16 protein-coding genes and 2 pseudogenes are annotated in these 19,104 nt (G+C 64.3%); 13 read left to right on the top strand and 5 right to left on the bottom strand.

What is annotated here, in order from left to right:
- Positions 1-40: 40 nt before the first annotated feature.
- Both C447_RS11305 and C447_RS19035 read right to left on the bottom strand, forming a co-directional pair.
- The gene (locus tag C447_RS11305; protein WP_007693977.1) at positions 41-1,138 is read right to left on the bottom strand and encodes an NAD(P)/FAD-dependent oxidoreductase; all 1,098 of its coding nucleotides are present in this window, start codon (positions 1,136-1,138) and stop codon (positions 41-43) included.
- Between the two features lie 34 nt (positions 1,139-1,172).
- A pseudogene (locus tag C447_RS19035) lies at positions 1,173-1,268 on the bottom strand (hypothetical protein); the annotation flags it as partial.
- 594 nt (positions 1,269-1,862) lie between these two features.
- Between C447_RS19035 and C447_RS11300 the strand changes: the two are divergent.
- The 3 genes from C447_RS11300 (at position 1,863) to C447_RS11290 (ending at position 5,763) form a co-directional block, all read left to right on the top strand.
- Complete coding sequence (locus C447_RS11300) at positions 1,863-3,851, top strand: archaea-specific SMC-related protein (protein WP_007693975.1); 1,989 nt, start codon at positions 1,863-1,865, stop codon at positions 3,849-3,851.
- Positions 3,852-4,165: 314 nt separating this feature from the next.
- Positions 4,166-4,951, top strand: coding sequence for a 2-keto-4-pentenoate hydratase (locus tag C447_RS11295; RefSeq protein WP_007693973.1), 786 nt, complete (start codon positions 4,166-4,168; stop codon positions 4,949-4,951).
- 50 nt (positions 4,952-5,001) lie between these two features.
- Entirely contained in the window at positions 5,002-5,763 is a 762-nt protein-coding gene (locus C447_RS11290) for an IclR family transcriptional regulator (protein ID WP_007693971.1), read from the top strand.
- Positions 5,764-5,835: 72 nt separating this feature from the next.
- Here the strand turns inward: C447_RS11290 and C447_RS11285 are convergent, their stop codons facing one another.
- Positions 5,836-6,618, bottom strand: a complete 783-nt coding sequence (locus C447_RS11285; protein WP_007693969.1) for a 2-keto-4-pentenoate hydratase — start codon at positions 6,616-6,618, stop codon at positions 5,836-5,838.
- Between the two features lie 108 nt (positions 6,619-6,726).
- Here C447_RS11285 and C447_RS11280 point away from each other — a divergent pair, with 108 nt between their 5' ends.
- The 3 genes from C447_RS11280 (at position 6,727) to dmpG (ending at position 10,279) form a co-directional block, all read left to right on the top strand.
- The gene (locus C447_RS11280) at positions 6,727-8,220 is read left to right on the top strand and encodes an aldehyde dehydrogenase family protein (protein WP_007693968.1); all 1,494 of its coding nucleotides are present in this window, start codon (positions 6,727-6,729) and stop codon (positions 8,218-8,220) included.
- Positions 8,221-8,313: 93 nt separating this feature from the next.
- On the top strand, positions 8,314-9,255 hold the full coding sequence (locus C447_RS11275; RefSeq protein ID WP_079255081.1) for an acetaldehyde dehydrogenase (acetylating): 942 nt from the start codon (positions 8,314-8,316) through the stop codon (positions 9,253-9,255).
- Positions 9,248-10,279: a 4-hydroxy-2-oxovalerate aldolase gene (gene dmpG, locus C447_RS11270; RefSeq protein ID WP_029601998.1), complete on the top strand. Its 1,032-nt coding sequence runs from the start codon at positions 9,248-9,250 to the stop codon at positions 10,277-10,279. The genes C447_RS11275 and dmpG overlap by 8 nt, the downstream gene beginning before the upstream one ends.
- 48 nt (positions 10,280-10,327) lie before the next feature.
- Here dmpG and C447_RS11265 read toward each other — a convergent pair whose 3' ends face one another.
- On the bottom strand, positions 10,328-10,702 hold the full coding sequence (locus tag C447_RS11265) for a VOC family protein (protein WP_007693961.1): 375 nt from the start codon (positions 10,700-10,702) through the stop codon (positions 10,328-10,330).
- Positions 10,703-10,815: 113 nt separating this feature from the next.
- Between C447_RS11265 and C447_RS11260 the strand changes: the two genes are divergently transcribed.
- The 3 genes from C447_RS11260 to C447_RS11250 all read left to right on the top strand — a co-directional run bounded on the left by C447_RS11260 (position 10,816) and on the right by C447_RS11250 (position 14,371).
- Entirely contained in the window at positions 10,816-11,793 is a 978-nt protein-coding gene (locus C447_RS11260; RefSeq protein WP_007693960.1) for an amidohydrolase family protein, read from the top strand.
- 172 nt (positions 11,794-11,965) lie between these two features.
- The gene (locus C447_RS11255; RefSeq protein WP_007693959.1) at positions 11,966-12,928 is read left to right on the top strand and encodes a VOC family protein; all 963 of its coding nucleotides are present in this window, start codon (positions 11,966-11,968) and stop codon (positions 12,926-12,928) included.
- Between the two features lie 744 nt (positions 12,929-13,672).
- On the top strand, positions 13,673-14,371 hold the full coding sequence (locus C447_RS11250; protein WP_007693957.1) for a hypothetical protein: 699 nt from the start codon (positions 13,673-13,675) through the stop codon (positions 14,369-14,371).
- Positions 14,372-14,479: 108 nt separating this feature from the next.
- On the opposite strand, the pseudogene C447_RS11245 reads toward C447_RS11250, so the two are convergent.
- A pseudogene (locus C447_RS11245) lies at positions 14,480-14,825 on the bottom strand (universal stress protein).
- A gap of 188 nt (positions 14,826-15,013) precedes the next feature.
- Between C447_RS11245 and C447_RS11240 the strand changes: the two are divergent.
- The 4 genes from C447_RS11240 to C447_RS11225 all read left to right on the top strand — a co-directional run bounded on the left by C447_RS11240 (position 15,014) and on the right by C447_RS11225 (position 19,091).
- Positions 15,014-15,286: a hypothetical protein gene (locus C447_RS11240; protein WP_007693954.1), complete on the top strand. Its 273-nt coding sequence runs from the start codon at positions 15,014-15,016 to the stop codon at positions 15,284-15,286.
- Positions 15,287-15,469: 183 nt separating this feature from the next.
- On the top strand, positions 15,470-15,967 hold the full coding sequence (locus C447_RS11235) for an acyl-CoA thioesterase (RefSeq protein WP_007693952.1): 498 nt from the start codon (positions 15,470-15,472) through the stop codon (positions 15,965-15,967).
- Between the two features lie 203 nt (positions 15,968-16,170).
- Positions 16,171-16,662, top strand: a complete 492-nt coding sequence (nrdR, locus tag C447_RS11230) for a transcriptional regulator NrdR (protein WP_007693951.1) — start codon at positions 16,171-16,173, stop codon at positions 16,660-16,662.
- Positions 16,659-19,091 carry a ribonucleoside-diphosphate reductase subunit alpha gene (locus tag C447_RS11225; protein ID WP_007693950.1) on the top strand — a complete coding sequence of 811 codons (2,433 nt, stop codon included), beginning with the start codon at positions 16,659-16,661 and terminating at the stop codon, positions 19,089-19,091. The genes nrdR and C447_RS11225 overlap by 4 nt, the downstream gene beginning before the upstream one ends.
- The last annotated feature ends 13 nt before the right edge of the window (positions 19,092-19,104 follow it).

Raw genomic sequence — 19,104 nt, 5'->3', positions numbered from 1 at the left:
CTCACACCGTCGCGGGACCTGCCGAGTACGCCGACGCGAATCAGTCGTCGGATCCGACGGTCGCCTTCTCCGCTGTCGGTACGTCGTGGGTTTCGAGATAGTCGTCGGCGTCGAGTGCGGCCTTCGCGCCCATGCCGCCGGCGGTGACGGCCTGCTGGTAGTGTGAGTCGACGACGTCGCCCGCACCGAAGATGCCGGGAACGCCGGTTCGGGTCTGTCCGCCGCCGGTGCCGCCCTNGACGGCCTGCTGGTAGTGTGAGTCGACGACGTCGCCCGCACCGAAGATGCCGGGAACGCCGGTTCGGGTCTGTCCGCCGCCGGTGCCGCCCTTGGTGTGGAGATAGCCCATGGCATCCATCTCGACACCCGTCTCCCGAAGATAGCCGGTGTTCGGGGTGTGACCGATGGCGAGGAACACTGCGCCGACGTCGAGGTCGTATTTTTCAGTGTTCGGATCGTCGCGTTTCTCGCTCGGGTGACCCTCGGGATGGGAGAGGAGCGAGACGCCGTCGATCCCGCCCTCGGGAGTTCCGTGGATCTCGTCGAGTTCGGTGTTCTTGGTGACTTCGACCTCACCGGCCTCGACGTGCTCTTCGAGACGGTCGATCCAGTAGTCCTCGGCGCGGAAGGTCTCGCGGCGGTGGATCAGGTGGACTTTGGAGGCGAATTTCGTGAGGAAGCTGGCTTCTTCCATGGCGGCGTCGCCGCCGCCGACGACGACCATCTCCTCGTCGCGGAAGAAGGCCCCGTCGCAGGTCGCACAGGTCGAAACCCCGTAGCCCATGAGGTCGTCCTCGCCCGGGATCCCGAGGGTGCGGGCGCTGGCACCGCTGGCGACGATGACCGCGTCGGCGGTGAGTGACTCCCCGCTGGCGAGAGTGAGTTCGAACGGCCGACCCGAGTCGTCGACGGATACGACGATACCGTGGCGGACGTCGGCCCCGAAGTTCTTGGCCTGTGTCTTCATTCGCTGGACGAGTTCGGAGCCTCCGATGCCGTCGGGAAATCCCGGGTAGTTGGCGACATCGGTGGTGAGAGTGAGTTGGCCACCGGGTTCGTCGCCTTCGAGGACGAGTGGGTCGTTGTTCGAGCGGGCGGCGTAGATCGCGGCGGTNGGTGGTGAGAGTGAGTTGGCCACCGGGTTCGTCGCCTTCGAGGACGAGTGGGTCGTTGTTCGAGCGGGCGGCGTAGATCGCGGCGGTCAGCCCCGCAATCCCCGACCCTGTGACGACCAGGCGGTGGTGCTCGGCTTCAAGGTCGCTCTCCATGGGCGTACTGCACGTTCATCCGATAACTACTTTACGCTCTTTGCACTCTTTCCGGTCTCCACCTCCAACGTCGTTAAATATCGAAACACAGCAATGATTCCGAAATGGCCGGATTTCCTTTATCGGGTGAAAAGCCTTCGAATTCGCCGCAGGCCGATCCCCCGACGAATTCGACTCGTATCGTGGTTGAATTGACGGAGGGCAGAAACGTCCTCGATCCATCATTCGACCGAGATTCGGATGATCGCTCCCAGGCGAGGAGGGGCGATGTGACCGCTCGCGCGACCGTCTTCGAGCGAATTCATAACAGTCCTATGCTTGTTACAGTAATTTCCGATACGCTTTAGCCAGTCGGAGTACTGGGCCTTCTCCGATCGCCTTCCGTACAGCAATTCAGCACACTCAAAAATGTCGTTCCGCCCGATGATACGGGTAGCGAAGCAGTATTTCGAACGCTATCGTCAGATCGTCCGTAATATTGGACTATTGCGCAAAATAGTGCCAAAATTTTGTATTTTGACACGGTGTCGATGTGTATCTCGGCCATTCCGGATGACAATGCTTTAGTATCGGGGTTCCGTTGAGTGTCATAACATGAGTCAGACAAGCGTTGCAGAACACCCCGCCGAGATAGCGGCGAGCAACATCGGGGGGATCTCCGAGACGGAGGTCTCGTTCTCCCCCGGTGTGACCGTCCTCACGGGGCGGAACGCGACCAATCGGACCTCGTTCCTGCAGGCGATAATGGCTGCCCTCGGGAGCGAACACGCTTCGCTGAAGGGGGACTCGGACGAAGGACACGTCGAACTCACGCTCGGGGAGAACGTGTATCGACGGGCGCTCGAACGCGAGGGGGGGACGGTCGTGATGGGTGGGGAGCCGTACCTCGATGACCCCGAGGGGGCCGACCTCTTCGCCTTCCTCCTCGAAAACAACGAGGCGCGTCGAGCGGTCGCACGCGGCGACGACCTCCGTGAAGTGATCATGCGTCCGGTCGACACCGACGCCATCCAGGCCGAGATCACGCGGCTCGAAACCCGCAAACGCGACCTCGACGACCGGCTCGACAGGCTGGATTCGCTCGACGACCGACTTCCGGAGCTCGAACAACGGCGCACACGGCTCGAAGACCAGATCGAGGACAAGCGAACGGAACTCGAAGCGAAGAACACCGAGATCGAGAACGCCGACAGCACCGTCGACGACACGCGCGAGCAGAAGTCCGCCTTCGAGAACGCGCTCGACGACCTCCAGTCGACCCGCTCGGAACTCGACAACGTCCGCTATCGACTCGACACACAGCGCGAGAGCATCCAGGCGCTCGAAGACGAGCGCGACGACCTCGAAACCGAGGTAGCTGACCTCTCGGGGACGCCGGCCGGGGATATCTCCGAACTCGATTCGGAGATCGAGCGGCTCCGGGACCACAAGCAGTCGCTCGAATCCACGATCTCCCAGCTGCAGCGGGTCCTCCAGTTCAACGAGCAGATGCTCGACGGCGACAACCCGGAGCTACAGAACGCGCTACAGGAGACCGCCCCGCGGACCACCGCGAACGGGGACGGGGACGAGGACGGTGCACTCACCGACCAGCTGCTCGCTGACGAGACGGCCGACGAGACGACCGTCTGTTGGACCTGCGGCAGCGAGGTCGACCGAGAGGCGATCGACGAGACCCTCGAAAGCCTCCGTTCGCTTCGCGAGGAGAGGGCCCACGAACGCAACGAACTCAGTAGCGAACTCGACGAGTTGACTTCACAGCGCGATGCGCTCCGCAACGAGCGCGACCAGCACGAGCGCCTCCAGCGCAAGCTCGACGACATCGACCGCGAGATCGACGAGCGCGAGGAGACGGTCGACGAGCTGACGAGCGAACGCGACCGGCTCGAAGACGAGATCGGGGAGCTCGAAACCGACGTCGACGAGCTCGAAGACCAGGACCACAGCGAACTGCTCGACCTCCACAAGGAGGCGAACCAGCTCGAATTCGAGCTCGGACGGCTCGAAAACGACCTGGAGGACGTCGACGAGGAGGTCCAGTCGGTCGAGGAGCGGCTCGACGAGCGCGAGGACCTCAAACGGGAGCGTGCCGACCTCCAAGACGAGCTCGCCGACCTCCGAACCCGGATCGAACAGCTCGAATCCGAAGCCGTCGAGGAGTTCAACGACCACATGGAGACGATCCTCGGGATCCTCGAGTACGCGAACATCGACCGGATCTGGATCGAACGAACCGAGCGGACCGTGCGGGAGGGCCGGCGCAAAGTCCAGCGAAGCGTCTTCGACCTCCACGTGGTCCGGAGCACCGACGACGGGCGAACCTACGAGGACACGATCGACCACCTCTCCGAGAGCGAACGCGAAGTCACGGGACTGGTGTTCGCGCTCGCGGGTTATCTGGTCCACGAACTCCACGAGAAGCTCCCGTTCATCGTGCTGGATTCGCTCGAAGCGCTCGACTCGGACCGGATCGCCGCGCTCGTCGAGTACTTCAGCGACTACGCCGAGTACCTCGTCGTCGCCCTGCTCCCCGAGGACGCCGCCGGCCTCGACGAGAGCCACGAACGCATCACGACCATCTGACCGGCGCACGCTTTCGGCCCCTCGGGACATCCGGATTCACTCCGTCCCGAACAACGACGATCCGCTGTGAACGAATGACGAGAGTTCATCCGATATGATCGGAGACGGCGGCGGTCGACCGCAGTGAGGTACGGCGGACACGGGACTGTTATCGAGACGCAGGATTGGTATCGACGAGGGGTGGCCGTGTTTTGTTTTTGAAAACGGAGTTTGTGACGAGCATGCTGTCCGGAACCAACACGTCGTGCACGTCCGAAAAGGAAGACCGTGTGGAATACGAACGTATTTCATTCGCGGACCGATACCGACGGGTGATGGCACTCGACAGGGAGACGGTGGACGAACTCGCGGAGGCGTTGTACGCCGCCCACCGGGACGGGGAACCGATCGACCCCCTCACGGCGAACCACGACCTGACGGCCGAAGACGCGTACGCGATCCAATCGCGGCTCGTCGAACGTCGAGTCGACGACGGCGCGACGGTCGTCGGTCACAAGGTCGGGCTGACGAGCGAGGGGATCCAGAACCAACTCGGTGTCGACACCCCCGACTTCGGTCGGTTGCTCGATACGATGTTCGTCGAGGGGCGGCGGATCCCGGCGGACCAACTCATCGAACCGCGGGTCGAACCGGAGATCGGCTTCCTGATGGACGATTCGCTGACCCCGCCGGTGACGTATCTCGACGTGCTGGAGGCGACCAGCGCCGTCCTCCCGGTGCTCGAGATCATCGACAGTCGGGTCCGGGACTGGGAGATCGGGATCGAGGATACCATCGCCGACAACGCCTCGTCGGCGCTGTACCTCACGGGGGAGACCACGAGTTCGCCCGCGGGCACCGACCTCTCGCTCGAAGGCGTGAAGCTCTATCGGAACGGCACGCTCGAAGACAGCGGCGTCGGGGCGGCCGTGCTCGACCACCCCGCGCGCTCGGTGGCGTGGCTCGCGAACCGCCTCGACGAGGTGGACGAACGGCTCGACGCGGGCCAGCTCGTTCTCAGCGGCTCGTTCACGCCCGCCGTCGACCTCGGGCCCGGCGACGTGGTCACCGCCGAGTTCGCGTCGATCGGCTCGGTCACCGCTCGCATCGACGGGTCGTGATTTTCAAAGGGAAAACAAAGCATATACCGACCGCGGTCGTAGGGGGGGCAATGTCGAAGAAGGCGAATCACCCGGTGCGGACGACCGAGAAGTCCCTCGCGCTCGTCAAGCGCCTTCGGGAGCTGGACGGCGCACGGATCCTCGACCTCGAGGGCTATCGTGGGATGACGAAGGGGACGGTTCACAACCACCTGAGCACGCTTCGCGAGCAGGGGTTCGTCGTCAAGGAGGGCAACGAGTATCGACTGAGTCTGTGGTTTCTCACGCTCGGCGGGCACGTCCGCAACGGGAACGCGCTCTATCAGGCAGGACGGGTGCGGGCGAACCAGCTGGCGACCGACACCGGAATGCTCGTCAACGTGATCACCGAGGAAGACGGAATGGGGGTCTACCTCTACCAGGCCCAGGGGGAGTACGCGGTCGACCTCGATACCTACGTCGGCTACCGGATCCACCTCCACTACACCGCCGTCGGGAAGGCCATCCTCGCATCCCTCCCTCGGGAGCGAGTCGAGGGGATCGTCGACCGATGGGGGCTGCCGAAGGCGACCGAACGGACCATCACGGACGAATCGGAGCTGTTCGACGAACTCGAACGGACCCGCGACCGGGGCTACGCGATCGACCACGAGGAACGCACCGAGGGGCTTGCGTGTATCGCGGCACCGATCCGGCTCGACGACGAGGTGCTCGGGGCGATCAGCATCTCGGCACCGACACAGCGCCTCGGCGACGAGGTGTTCGACGAGGAGATAACCCGGGAGGTCGAGAGCACCGCGAACGAACTCTCGCTCGCGCTCAAATACCAATGACCACGCCTCCCGACCGGAACGCTGTTTTCAATGGCAAAACGCCGTTCGCGCGCTCGGCCGGAAGAGGGAGGATTACTCGGCGCGGACTTCTATCGAGCCGATCGAGCCGAACTTGATGTGGTAGACGTCGCCCGGTTCGACGTCGATCGCCGCGGTGATGCCGCCGGTCATCACGAGGTCGCCGGCCGACAGCCCGTCGTCCCGGTCTTCGAGCCGGTTTCCGAGCCACGAGACGGCGCGTGCGGGGTGGCCCATGATGTCCGCGCCGACGCCGGTCTCCTCGATCTCGCCGTCGACCGAAACCACGACGCTCTCCATCGGGAGGTCGACGTCGGTGACGTCGAGCAACGACTCGCCGACGATGACGTAGCCCGCCGACGTGAGGTCCGCGATGACGTCCTGGGCCGAGGGGATCGTCCAGCCCTGATAGCGGCTTTCGAGGACCTCCGCGACGGGCACGACGGCACGCGTCGCCGAGAGCACGTCGGCGGTCGTCACGGGTGCGGGGACGTCCTCGTCGATGATGAGCCCGATCTCGGCCTCGATCCGGGGGGCGATCAGCTCCTCGGTCGGGATCACGTTCCCGTCGAGCACCATCTCCTCGATGACCGGGGCGAAGATGGGCTCGGGGATCCCGAGCTGTTCCTGTTTGGCCTCGCTGACGAGCCCGAGTTTGTGGCCGACCCGTCGGTTGTCCTCGTCGTGGATCCGGTCGAAGACCCGCGATTGGACCGTGTAGGCCTCCTCGGTCGTGAACTCGGTGTCGTCGCTCACCGGCTCGATCGCGGTCTTCGTCTCGTAGGCTTCGTGGAGTTCGTCCACGAGGTCGTCGACCTCGGACTGACTGAGAGCCATATCATGGCTGGAGAGAGGCGCTACTTAACCGTATCGCTCGCGTGAGTTCCGTCGATCGGACTGACCGACATTTCTATACGCGGCGGGCGAGAACTGCGTACGAAGCCAATGAGCCAACCGATATCGACGGACACCGAAGCCGGACTCTCGATCGACGACGACTGGAACGCCATCTTCGTCGACGGGGAGTGGCGCTCGGTCGCGGACCGGGACCGTATCGCTGTGGAGAACCCAGCGACCGGGGAGGAACTCACGGAGGTGCCCGCGGGGACGGCCGAGGACGTCGACGACGCCTACGAGGCCGCGATGGAAGCCCAGGCCGACTGGGCGGCCGAGACACCGGGGACGAGAGGCGGGGCCGTCCGGCGCGTCGCGGGGCTGCTCGAAGACAACGAGGAGGAGATCCGGGAGATCATGGCCGTCGAGGGTGGGAGCCCGAAGCCCAAACAGGACATCGAGTTCGGCGGCACGGTGGGGCTCCTCCACGACGTCGCTTCCTATCCGCTCCGGGCCGGCGGCGAACACAACGAGTCGAACGTCCCCGGCAAGGAGAACATGGTGCTCCGTCGGCCCGCGGGCGTCGTCGGCGTCATCACGCCGTGGAACGTCCCGATGAAGCTCTCCTTTCGCGTGGTCGCGCCCGCAATCGCGCTCGGCAACAGCGTCGTCCTGAAACCGGCCGAGGATACCCCCATCGCGGGCGGGCTGCTCCTCGCCCGGCTGTTCGAGATGGCCGGCCTCCCGGACGGCGTGCTCAACGTCGTCACCGGCGACGGGGAGACGGCCGGCGACCGCACCGCCTCCCATCCCGGGAGCGACGTGGTGGCGTTCACCGGGTCGACCAACGCCGGCCGGAAGGTCGGGAAGAACGCCGTCGAGCACTTCGCGCTGCCGGCGCTCGAACTCGGCGGCAACAACCCCCACGTGGTACTGGAGGACGCCGACCTCGACCAGGCCGTCGACGCGGGCGTCTTCGGGAGCTTCTGGAATCAGGGCCAGGTCTGCATCTCGATCAACCGCCACCTGGTCCACGAGTCGCTGGCCGAGGAGTACGCCGACCGGCTGGCCGAGCGCGCCTCGGAACTCGAGATCGGGGACCCGACCGACGACGACGTGGTCATCGGGCCGATCATCAACGAGTCCCAGGTCGAGCGGATGATGGGCTACGTCGAGGAGAGTGTCGAGCAGGGTGCCGAGGTCCTCACCGGCGGGGAGCGTGACGGGTTGTTCGTCGAGCCGACGGTTCTGACGGGGATGACCAACGACATGGCCGCCGCCTGCAACGAACACTTCGGGCCCATCGTGCCCGTGATCCCCTTCTCGGACGACGACGAGGCGGTCGAACTCGCCAACGGCACCGACTACGGTCTCGCCGGCTCCGTTCACTCGGCCGACCGGGGCCACGCCCGCGACGTCGCCGACCGGATCGACGTCGGGATGATGCACGTCAACGACCAGCCGATCCACGTCGAACCCCACATGCCGTTCGGCGGGATGAAGGGCTCCGGGACGGGCCGGTACAACGGCCAGTGGATCATCGACGAACTCACCGAGGTGAAGTGGACCTCCGTCCAGCGCGAAGCCCGGAACTACCCGTTCTGAACCGGGACCGTTCCCCGGCTTCCCTCGATTTCCGGAGGTCGGTTTTCGTCCCACCAGCAGAACTATATGGCTCAGCCGGGTACTGCGTCCCACATGGCAGTAGATGCAGCTATCGTCGGCCCCGGGAACATCGGGACCGACCTCATGTACAAGATCCTCGACCGGGGCGAGGCGATCGACCTCCAGCGGATGGTCGGGGTCTTCCCGGTCGAGGAGTCCGACGGGCTCCAGGCCGCCGTCGAGGAGGGTATCGACGTCGGCACCGACGGCATCGAGAGCATCGAAGAACACGCCGACGAGTTCGACATCGTCTTCGAGGCGACGAGTTCGCACGTCCACACCGATAACGCGCCGGTCTACGACGACCTCGGGCTGTTCGCCATCGACCTCACGCCCGCGGCGGTCGGTCCCTACACCGTCCCGGTCGTGAACCTCGACGACGTGGTCGGCGGGACGCGGAACATCAACATGGTGACCTGTGGCGGCCAGGCCACGATCCCGATCGTCGACGCCGTGAACCGGGTCGCGAACGTCGAGTACGCCGAGATGATCTCCCACATCGCCTCGAAGAGCGCGGGGCCGGGAACCAGGAAGAACATCGACTCGTTCACCCAGACCACCTCGGCCGGGCTCGAAGCGGTCGGGGGAGCCGACGAAGGCAAGGCGATCATCACGCTCAACCCGGCCGAACCCCCGATCATGATGCGCAACACCGTCTACACGAAGGTCCACGAATCGACCGACGTCGAGGAAGTCCGGGAGTCGGTTCGGGATATCGAGTCCGCGATCCAGTCCTACGTGCCCGGCTACGAGGTGACGCTCGAACCCGAACGAAAATCCCAGTCCGACGTCGCGTTCGACCTCGGCGACTCGGCCATCCTCACCACGATGCTCGAAGTCGAGGGCGAAGGGCAGCATCTCCCACCTTACGCGGGGAACCTCGACATCATGACCAGCGCGGCGCTGGGTGCCGGCGAGCGCATCGCGACACAGTACATGGAAACCGGAGCCATCGGGGGTGGGCTCGATGACTGAGAGCCCGAGGGTGGTCGACATGACGCTGCGCGACGGGATGCACGCCGTCGACCACCAGTTCACGCCGCAACAGATGACCGACATCGCGAGCGCGCTCGACGACGCCGAGATGGACGTCGTCGAGGTCTCACACGGCGACGGCATGGGCGGCTCGTCGATCAACTACGGCTTTTCGGCGGCGAGCACCGGCGAGTACCTCGACGCGGTCGCACCCGAACTCACCGACACACAGCTCTCGGTGCTGCTCCTCCCCGGGATCGGCACCGTCGAGGAGCTCGACCTCGCCGCCGAGAAGGGGGCCGACATCTGCCGGCTCGCGACGCACGTCACCGAGGCGGACGTCTCGGAGGAGCACTTCGAGTACGTCACCGACCGCGGGCTCGAGGCCGACGGGGTGTTGATGCTCGGTCACATGGCTCCGCCCGAGACCGTGCTGGAGCAGGCAGAACTCATGGAGGAGTACGGTGCCGACGCGGTCTACATCATGGACTCCGCGGGGGCGATGCTGCCCTCCGACGTCCGGGACCGGGTGGGGCTGCTGAGCGACGAACTCTCGATCGACGTGGGCTTTCACGCCCACAACAACCTCGGACTCGGCATCGGCAACACGCTCGCGGCGCTCGACGCCGGCGCGAGCACCGTCGACGGCTGTCTTCGGGGGCTCGGCGCGGGGTCGGGCAACGCCCAGATCGAGGTGCTCGTCGGGGTGCTCGAAAAGGCCGGCTACGACGTCGGTCCGGAGTTCTTCGGCGTGATGGACGCCGCCGAGGAGGTACTGATGCCGATGCTGACCGAGGACACGATGCCGACGCTCGACAACGACTCGCTGATGTTGGGCTACGCCGGCGTCTACTCGTCGTTCCTCCGGCACACCCGCCGCGCGGGCGAGCGATACGACGTCGACCCGCGGGCCATTCTGACCCGACTCGGCGAGATGGAGGTCGTCGGCGGGCAGGAAGACCTCATCACCGACGTGGCCTCACAGCTCGCGGACGGGCGAGACGCGACGGCCGACGACGACTGAAGCTCGCTTCGGGAAAAAAGGACACCGTTGTTTCTCCCGCGGAAACGATCAGTCGAACTCCTCGACCAGTTCGATGCCGTAGCCGTCGGGGTCCTCGATGAACGCGACGCGCGCGTTCGCGCCCTCGGAGTCCAGCGGGCCGCGGTTCAGCGTACAGTCGGTCTCCTCGACGAGGCGTTCGACCGTTGCATCGGTGTCGTCGACCGCGATGGCGACGTGGTCGTAGCCCGCGGGCTCCGGTGGTTCCCGGTCGGGGAGGTGCTTGAACTGGATCTCGGTGTCGCCCTCGCCGGCGACGAAGACGTTTCGGGCCCCCTCGCCGCTCTCGAACTCGCGCGTCCGCTCGAGGTCGAGGGCGTCGGTGTAGAACGCGAGCGTTTCGTCGATGTCCGAAACCCAGACCGCGCTGTGGATCACGTCCATGCCCGAGCGAGGGTGGAGATCCGTATAATTCCCCCGGAATCGTCGGGAGACCGAACGAAGCGCTGACCGGTGGGAACCGAAGACCTATTTCGCCGATGGCTGTACTCGGGGACATGCCCGAGATCATCGACGGCTACACCCACATCCTCACCCAGGAGTTCCACGAGGCGCTGACCGAGGAGTTCGGTTTTCAGGGGCTGTCGGGAACCCCGGCCTTCCTCTGGGAGATCGACCGGCGGGTCGAGGACATGGCGGACTACGGCGTCGACAAACAGGTCATCACGCTCGCGCTGCCGACGCTGTTCCAGGGGATGGACCCGGAGCTCGCGCTCGAACTGACCCGCTTCGCGAACGACGAGATCCGCCGGCTCGCCGACGAGCATCCCGACCTGTTCGTTCCGGTCGCCACCATCCCGCGACCCGGTGAGGAGTTCGTCGAGGAGTTCGAGCGGTGTGTCGAGGACCTCGACATGGCGGGCGCACAGATATTCTCGAACGTCGACGGGCGGCCGATCGACGACGAGGCGTTCTGGCCGCTCTACGAACGCGCCGAGGCGACCGACACGCCGCTCTGGATGCATCCCCAGCTCTGGGAGTGGTACGACTGGGCCGACGAGTACATGGAACACCGGCTGTTCGGCTGGCCGTTCGACACCACGCTCGCGCTCTCGCGCCTCGTCTTCGGCGGCGTGATGGAGGAGTACCCTGACCTGCAACTCGTCTCGCATCACGGCGGCGGGATGGTGCCGTTCTACGGCGACCGGATCGCGATGTTCCACGAGCAGCGAAAGGCCTACCCCGAGAACTACCCGGGCTTCCACGAGCACGCCGCCGACCTCGAAAAGCCCGCCGAGGAGTACTTCAAGCGGTTCTACGCCGACACCGCCGTCTCCGGGTCGGTATCGGCGCTCGACTGTGCGAATTCGTTCTTCGGTTCGGGGAACGTCGTCTTCGGTACCGATTACCCCTTCAGTCCCGAGCGGGGTCGACGGACGATCGAGGTCTCGATCGACGCCGTCGAGTCGATGGACGTCGACGAGCCGACCCGCGACGCCATCTTCGCCGGCAACCTCCACGACCTCATTGACTGATCCCCGGTCCGCCGGGCGAAAGCACGGGATCGAGAATGAACGATAGTGTTTAATAATGGTGGGGAGTATCGAGCCGCATGGTTCCGAAAGCGGACGTTTCGGATAGCGACATTTTCGCCCAGCGGTCCCCTCGTTCGAACGAACGGGTTCGGCACGCGAGGGGGGCCCACCGATGACGTCCTACGACTCGAAGGTCGCCAAACTCGGCCACATCGCGGTCCACACCCCGGACCTCGACGAATCACTCTGGTTCTTCGAGGAGGTAATGGGGTTCAAACTCACCGAGCGGGTCGGCGGCACGGCGTACCTCCGCGGGATGCGCGACTGGGAACACCACACCCTGAGCGTCACCGAGTCCGGGCGGACGGGCATCGACCACATCGCGTTCCGAACCACCACGCCCGAGGCGGTCGGTGAGCTCGCCGAGCAGTTCGAGGTCAACGGGGCCGACGTGCGACGGGTGGCGGCGGGCGACGAGCGGGGGCAGGGGTCGGCGGTCCGCGTCGAGCGCTTCGGCCACGAGTACGAGTTCTACTACGACGTCGAGAAGCCGAAGGCCCCGAAGGAGCTCCGCTCGAAGCTCCGGAACCGGAACTACAGTGAGGCGACCGCCAACCGGATCGCGCCGCGGCGCATCGACCACTGTCACGTACAGGACGGGGTTTCGGCCGAACACGCCGCGTGGCTCGCCGAGGAACTCGGGTTCAACGTCAACGAGCAGTATCGCGAGAGCGACGGGGAGCTGTGGGGCTGGTGGCTCTCGGTGACGCCGCTCCCCCACGACATCGCCATCCATCGGCTCCCGACCGGAACCGACCCGAACCTCCATCACGTCTCCTACCACGTCGACTCGCGCGAGGACCTCTGGGAGTGTGCCGACATCCTCGCCGAGTACGGGATGGAACCCGAAGCCGGACCGGGAAAACACGCGATCACGCGCGCGGACTTCCTCTACGTCAGCGACCCGGCGAGCGAGCTCTGTATCGAGCTGTTCGCGGGACCTGGCTATCTCAACTTCGAACCCGACTGGGAGCCGATCGAGTGGCACGAGGACGAACTCGGGCCGGCGACCAGCCACCAGTGGGTCGGCGAGGGGCCGGACTGGTACGGCGTCGGTATCCCGTACGTCGACTGACCGAGAAAGCGGATCCGAGGATCGGATACGGTAGTGGTGTGGTGTCTCGTCGGACATTAATAACTGATAGTAACTCTCGAATCCCTCGTCCCGCGGCCACTCGATCAGCACTCGATTTCACGCACTGACGACGTACAGCGGGGGCGAACAGTTCGTCAATCTGGTTTACAGTAGCCGGTCGTTCGAGAGTTACAGAAAACCAAGAGCACCACGAATTGTTGATATTAATATACCTTCGGATATACTGTGAATTTCTCCAATACTTTGACTCGGTGCGTATCTTGACTGAGACGGTATTGAAGGAGAGGAGTAGAATCACGAGTATAACAAGACGAGCTTTTCCATCTACCAAACGTATTCTCAAACATGTATCCTCGCTTCGATCACAATAAAAACTGCAATGGTTGTACCTTCTCGTCACGTAAAGTTGATCCGTGGTATTATCAATATACGATGTCTACAACTAATTATCAGTTGGTTTGACCCCTCTGCTGGTCCCCGAACTATTCCGTGGCTGCCGCAAGCAAACGCGTTGGTGACCGTCGAACGACCGACGGAAGCGGTGGTCCGTCCGGAAGGCCCTCGGAAACGTCGGCTCCGATGCGGACCCAGTACTGAATCGGTTGATTTATCCGAGTGAGGGAAAGGCTTTAGTTATCCAACGCGAGACGCGTAGATACAGGCGTTCAGATCGGACGTGCACTCAATGCCGGTATCAGGAAGACGCTCACGAAGGACGGACTCGTGTTCGCCGCCGTGCTCGGTGTCGTCCAGATAGCGCTTCTCGCAACGACGAACCGGCTCACCGAGGTGTTCCTCGCGAGTCTCGACCTGCCGCCCGGAGCGGCGGGGACTTCGACGTCGGTTCCGATGTCGGTGCCGGTGTCGGCGACGATCGCCGGGGTCCTCTTCGTCGTGATCCTTCTCGTCTTCCAGGTGATATCCATCGTCCTCATCCGCGTGATGGCCGCCGACCGGCAGGACATCACCCGTGAGAGCTACACCCGCCGGATGGGCTGGGTGACGCTCAACTCGATCGCCGCCAGCCTCGTCGTCAGTGTTCTGACGTCGATCGGGTTCGTTTTGTTGGTGATCCCGGGATTGTTCCTGACGATGAGTCTGCTGTTCGCGGTGATCTACGTCGCCGACGAGGACGAGAGCTTCATCGGCGGTATCCGACGTAGCTGGAGTCTCGCGTCCGGAAACCGCTGGCGGCTCTTCGGGTTGTACCTCGTCGTGATGGTGCTCTTCATGGTCGTCTCGTTCGCCATCGGATTCGTCCTGCCAGCGGCTTCGACCGTCTCGTCGGTCGTGACGGCCGTTCTCACGGCAGTCCTGATCGTCTATCTGATGGCCGTTCTGACCGATGCGTACCGTCAGCTACGCGACGACACGCGCACCGCTCAGGGAACGAACCTCGACCGGAGTGTGGCAGGAACGTAGGTAACAGCAGTCCGAAGCGCCGATCGATGGGTGAACACTGTCGCACGTCGTGCCGTCGGCTTCCTGTGTGATACGGGCTCGCCGACGCCACGAGCGCGGTCCCGACGGTTATCGGACGACGGTGACCGTCGTCGGTGACCGACGAACGACGTTCTCGGCGACGCTCCCCAGCAGGACCCGGGAGACGCTCTCACGTCCGTGGCTCCCGACGACGATCGTCTCGATGTCGTGCTCCTCGGCGAACGANTGCCAGCCCGCTCAGAGATGTGTATAAGAGACAGCCCCGCTCCTCTTTGAGCTGTTCCTGCACGAAGTCGATGCCCGCGTCTATCAGTCCCGTGGGGACCTCGACGACGTGCAGGAGCACGATCTCCTCGGTGCCGCCGTTTCGAACCGCGTACTCGACGGCCTGCTGTGCCGGGTCCGACCCGTCGTAGGCGACGAGGATCGTCATACCCGAACTGTGTCCCGACCCGTTATAACGTTTGGTCAGGCTATGGACCCCATCCCGGTTCGAGGACGATCGGTCTTCACCGCTCGGAAATCGAACATACTCATTCTGGTCCCTCACACGATGCTGTCCTCCCCGGCGAACGCGCTAAGTGTCTCCCGTCCCTCGGTTCGACCGGAGTACTCGTCCTCATGGAAACGTATCGGACGCTCGCGGGCGTGATGGGGTACGTCGACATGCGGGAGTCGATCCCGCCGTGGGCGCAGGCCTACGCGGTCGGCGACCGGATCGCCTTCGAGGCCCCCGAGGGGTTCGTCCCCTACCTTCGCGGCGGCGAGGTCACCGACGCGGCCATCGTGGGATTCTCGTCGTCGGAGGGGTTCGAGGGGTTGCCGGTGGTGGTTTCGCCGTCGAGCGGCCGCACGACACCGATCCCCGAACACCGACACGTCGACCAGCGCTGAGGAGCCAACGGTTCGAAGAGGCCTGATGGGCTTGTCGTATCGATCCGGAACGGACGTGTTCGAAATACTCGCCAGCCGTCTACTCGCGGGTGGTCGATGGTGGTCGAAACGACGGCTAAGACAACTCAGATTGTGCTAGGACAAATTGAACAGTGTTTTGTACCCCTTCCGACAACGCGGCTCATGCCGGAGTCCCACTCGACGGACGCGAGGACCCTACAGGAGTCCTATACGGAGATGAGCGAGATCCTGATGCCGAACGACACCAACAACCTCGGTCGAGCGCTCGGCGGCTCGATACTCCACTGGATGGACATCTGCGGGGCGATCGCGGCGCGGCGGTTCTCCCATCGCCAGGTGGTGACGGCCTCGATGGACCACGTCGACTTCCTCGCGCCGATAGAGCTGGGTGACGTGGTGACGGTCGAGGGCTACGTCTACGACACCGGGAAGACGAGCATGGACGTCAAGATCGACGTCCGGGCGGAACGACCCAGCAAGGACGAGCACAACGAGACGGCGAGTTCGTTCTTCACCTTCATCGCGCTCGATGCGAACGAGAGTCCGGACCCGGTTCCGGAGCTCCGCTGCCCGACGACCGCGCAGGAACGGCTCCGTGACGCCGCGTTGACCGAACGGCGGGAGCGACGGCGAGCGCTCGCTAGCACGGTCGAACAGTAGTCCCAGCGGGGCGGAATCCGCCCACCAGCGGTGACCGTCCCGCGTCGTGGGAGCACGCCCGGGAACCATCGAGCACAACTCAGATTGATTCTTCGCAACTCAGTTGGGGAAGGTTTATGTGCGTGTGGTGGACACCAGATGTTGGGGTCGAGCGGGCCCACACCCGGTATGTGGGGCGACGACCAGCGGAGTGAGTGACAACAATGCAATGCCCGGACTGTGGCGACGAGCGAACCCGCGTCATCGACACCGAGACGAGCGCCGACCGGATGGCCGTGCGCCGTCGTCGGGAGTGTCAGCGCTGTTCGTTTCGCTTTACGACCTACGAACGGCCCGAGTGGGACTCCCTCCAGGTCAAAAAGCGCGACGGGGCCATCGAGCCGTTCGACCGCTCCAAACTCCGTTCGGGCATCGAGCGGGCGGTGGAGAAGCGCCGCGTCACCGACGAAGCCGTGACAGACCTCGTCGACACAGTCGAGACGGGTCTCCAGAACCGCGAGACGCGGATCGTCTCGTCGGGGCTGGTCGGCGAACTCGTCTCGGAGCACCTCCGCGACGTCGACAAGGTCGCCTACATCCGGTTCGTCTCGGTCTACAAGGCCTTCTCCGAACCCGAGGAGTTCCTCCAGGAGCTCGATGCCGTTCTCGATGCGGAAGTCGATGATTTCGAACCAGCCGACCGACCAAACACATGAGCCAGCAAGCCACGAACGCCGTCGACGTTGCATCGATCCTCGATAGAGCACGAAGCGAGTACGAAGGAGCCCTCCCCGAAGCGGCACGCGACGACCTCATCGCGGAGGTCGAACACAGCATCTACGAGGGGGCGAGCCCCGACGAAGTCTACCAGGCGACGCTCCAAGCCCTCTCCGGACGCGTCGAGCGTGAGCCGGCGTTCAAACGCATCGCCGGCGAGGTGTTCCGACAGCGATACTACCGGGAGGTCCTGGGCGAGGACTTGACCGGTTTCGACCTCGACCGCGCCTACCGCGACACGTTCGCGGCGAACCTCGAACGCGCCGTCGACCTCGACCTGCTCGACGAGCGGCTCGTCGAGGACTTCGACCTCGGAGACCTCGCCGACTACCTCGAGATCGCCAGGGACGGGAAGTTCGAGTACATGGCGATGTCGACGCTCTACCAGCGCTACTTCCTCAAGACCGAGCAGAACGGCGAACACCTCGAACTCCCCCAGGCCTTCTGGATGCGGATCGCCATGGGGTTGGCGATGGAGGAGGACGACCCACAGGCACGCGCGAAGGAGTTCTACGACGTGCTCTCGAAGCTCGAGTTCACCCCCTCCACGCCCACGCTGTTCCACAGCGGGTCGACCCACCCACAGCTCTCGTCGTGTTATCTGACGACCGTCGAGGACGACCTGGAGGGTATCTTCGACGCCTACAAACACCACGCACAGCTCTCGAAGTGGTCGGGCGGCCTCGGCAACGACTGGACCAACCTCCGGTCGGCCGGCGCGCTGATCGAGTCCACCGGCGTCGAGAGCACGGGCGTGATCCCGTTCCTCCGGATCAGCAACGACGTGACCTCCGCGATCAACCGCTCGGGCAAGCGACGCGGGGCCGCGTGTGCGTATCTCGCCTGCTGGCACCTCGATTACCCAGCGTTCACCGACCTCCGACGGAACACCGGCGACGAGCGCCGTCGGACGCCGGACATGAACACCGCGACGTGGATCCCCGACCTGTTCATGAAACGCGTCGAGAACGGCGAGCGGTGGACCCTCTTCAGCCCGGACGAGGTCGACGACCTCCACGACCTCACCGGGTCCGCGTTCGAACAGCGCTACGAGGAGTACGAACGAATGGCCGAGGACGGCGAGCTCCGCCAGTACGAGCAGATGGACGCCGAGGACCTCTGGCGACAGATGCTCACCCGGCTGTTCGAGACCGGCCATCCGTGGCTGACGTTCAAGGACCCCTGCAACATCCGTTCGCCACAGGACCACGTTGGAACTGTGCACTCCTCGAACCTCTGTACGGAGATCACGCTCAACACGAGTCAGGACGAGACCGCCGTCTGCAACCTCGGGAGCATCAACTACGCGACCCACGTTCGGGACGGGGAACTCGACCGCGAGTACCTCGCCGAGACGGTCGAGACGGCGATGCGGATGCTCGACAACGTCGTCGACCTCTGTTTCTATCCCACGGACCGAGCCGAGAACTCCAACGTGAAACACCGGCCGGTCGGCCTCGGGACGATGGGCTTTCACGACGCGCTGATGGAGCTCGAGGTCCCGATGGACTCGGAGGAGGCCATCGAGAAGGCCAACCGCTGGCAGGAGTTCGTCTCCTATCACGCGATCTACAACTCCTCGAAGCTCGCCGAGGAGCGCGGGGCCTACGAGAGTTACGAGGGTTCGAAGTGGGACCGCGGACTGCTCCCCCAGGACACCGTCGACCTCCTCGAAGACGAACGCGGTCGGACGATCCCGACCGATCGCGAGGAGACGATGGACTGGTACGTCGTGCGCGAGCAGGTCGACGAGTACGGGATGCGGAACTCGAACACGATGGCGATCGCGCCCACCGCGACCGTCTCGACCATCAACGGCACGACGCCCTCGATCGAGCCCCTCTATTCGAACCTCTACGTCAAGTCGAACATGTCGGGTGACTTCACCATCATCAACGACCAGCTGGTCTCGGACCTGAAAGAGCGCGACCTCTGGGACCAGGAGATGATCGACCGGATCAAGTACCACGACGGCTCGATCCAGGAGATCGACGCCGTTCCCGACGAGATGAAGGAACTCTACCGTGGCGCGTTCGAGATCGACCCGCGCCACCAGCTCGACCTGACGGCCCACCGCCAGACGTGGATCGACCAGTCGGTCTCACACAACGTCTTCTTCCCCTCGACCGACGGCTCCCTCCTCACGGACGTCTACGAGACGGCGTGGCGGCTGGGGCTGAAGACCACCTACTACCTCCGTACGCTCGGGGCCTCCCAGATCGAGAAATCCACGCTCGACATGTCCGAGTACGGCAAGACCCAGCATAGAGGTGGCTCCGAGGAAGTGGCCTCCGACGGTGGCCGGCCTGAATCGGAGAGCGACGAGCTCTGTCGCGTCGAGGACCCGACCTGCGAAGCCTGTCAGTAACACCGCTATCCAC

The sequence above is a fragment of the Halococcus hamelinensis 100A6 genome (assembly GCF_000336675.1).
GTDB classification, from domain to species: Archaea; Halobacteriota; Halobacteria; order Halobacteriales; family Halococcaceae; genus Halococcus; species Halococcus hamelinensis.
The sequence above is the reverse complement of the archived record's forward strand: the minus strand, read 5'-3'. Positions and strand labels throughout refer to the sequence as shown.

Excerpts from the sequence above, each read along its gene's own strand:
- C447_RS11275 (WP_079255081.1), top strand. The coding sequence starts at position 8,314 with ATGGCAGTAGATGCAGCTATCGTCGGCCCCGGGAACATCGGGACCGAC.
- C447_RS11260 (WP_007693960.1), top strand. The coding sequence starts at position 10,816 with ATGCCCGAGATCATCGACGGCTACACCCACATCCTCACCCAGGAGTTC.
- C447_RS11290 (WP_007693971.1), top strand. The coding sequence starts at position 5,002 with ATGTCGAAGAAGGCGAATCACCCGGTGCGGACGACCGAGAAGTCCCTC.
- C447_RS11300 (WP_007693975.1), top strand. The coding sequence starts at position 1,863 with ATGAGTCAGACAAGCGTTGCAGAACACCCCGCCGAGATAGCGGCGAGC.
- C447_RS11240 (WP_007693954.1), top strand. The coding sequence starts at position 15,014 with ATGGAAACGTATCGGACGCTCGCGGGCGTGATGGGGTACGTCGACATG.
- C447_RS11235 (WP_007693952.1), top strand. The coding sequence starts at position 15,470 with ATGCCGGAGTCCCACTCGACGGACGCGAGGACCCTACAGGAGTCCTAT.
- C447_RS11285 (WP_007693969.1), bottom strand. The coding sequence starts at position 6,618 with ATGGCTCTCAGTCAGTCCGAGGTCGACGACCTCGTGGACGAACTCCAC.
- nrdR (WP_007693951.1), top strand. The coding sequence starts at position 16,171 with ATGCAATGCCCGGACTGTGGCGACGAGCGAACCCGCGTCATCGACACC.
- C447_RS11295 (WP_007693973.1), top strand. The coding sequence starts at position 4,166 with ATGGCACTCGACAGGGAGACGGTGGACGAACTCGCGGAGGCGTTGTAC.
- dmpG (WP_029601998.1), top strand. The coding sequence starts at position 9,248 with ATGACTGAGAGCCCGAGGGTGGTCGACATGACGCTGCGCGACGGGATG.
- C447_RS11280 (WP_007693968.1), top strand. The coding sequence starts at position 6,727 with ATGAGCCAACCGATATCGACGGACACCGAAGCCGGACTCTCGATCGAC.
- C447_RS11225 (WP_007693950.1), top strand. The coding sequence starts at position 16,659 with ATGAGCCAGCAAGCCACGAACGCCGTCGACGTTGCATCGATCCTCGAT.
- C447_RS11255 (WP_007693959.1), top strand. The coding sequence starts at position 11,966 with ATGACGTCCTACGACTCGAAGGTCGCCAAACTCGGCCACATCGCGGTC.
- C447_RS11265 (WP_007693961.1), bottom strand. The coding sequence starts at position 10,702 with ATGGACGTGATCCACAGCGCGGTCTGGGTTTCGGACATCGACGAAACG.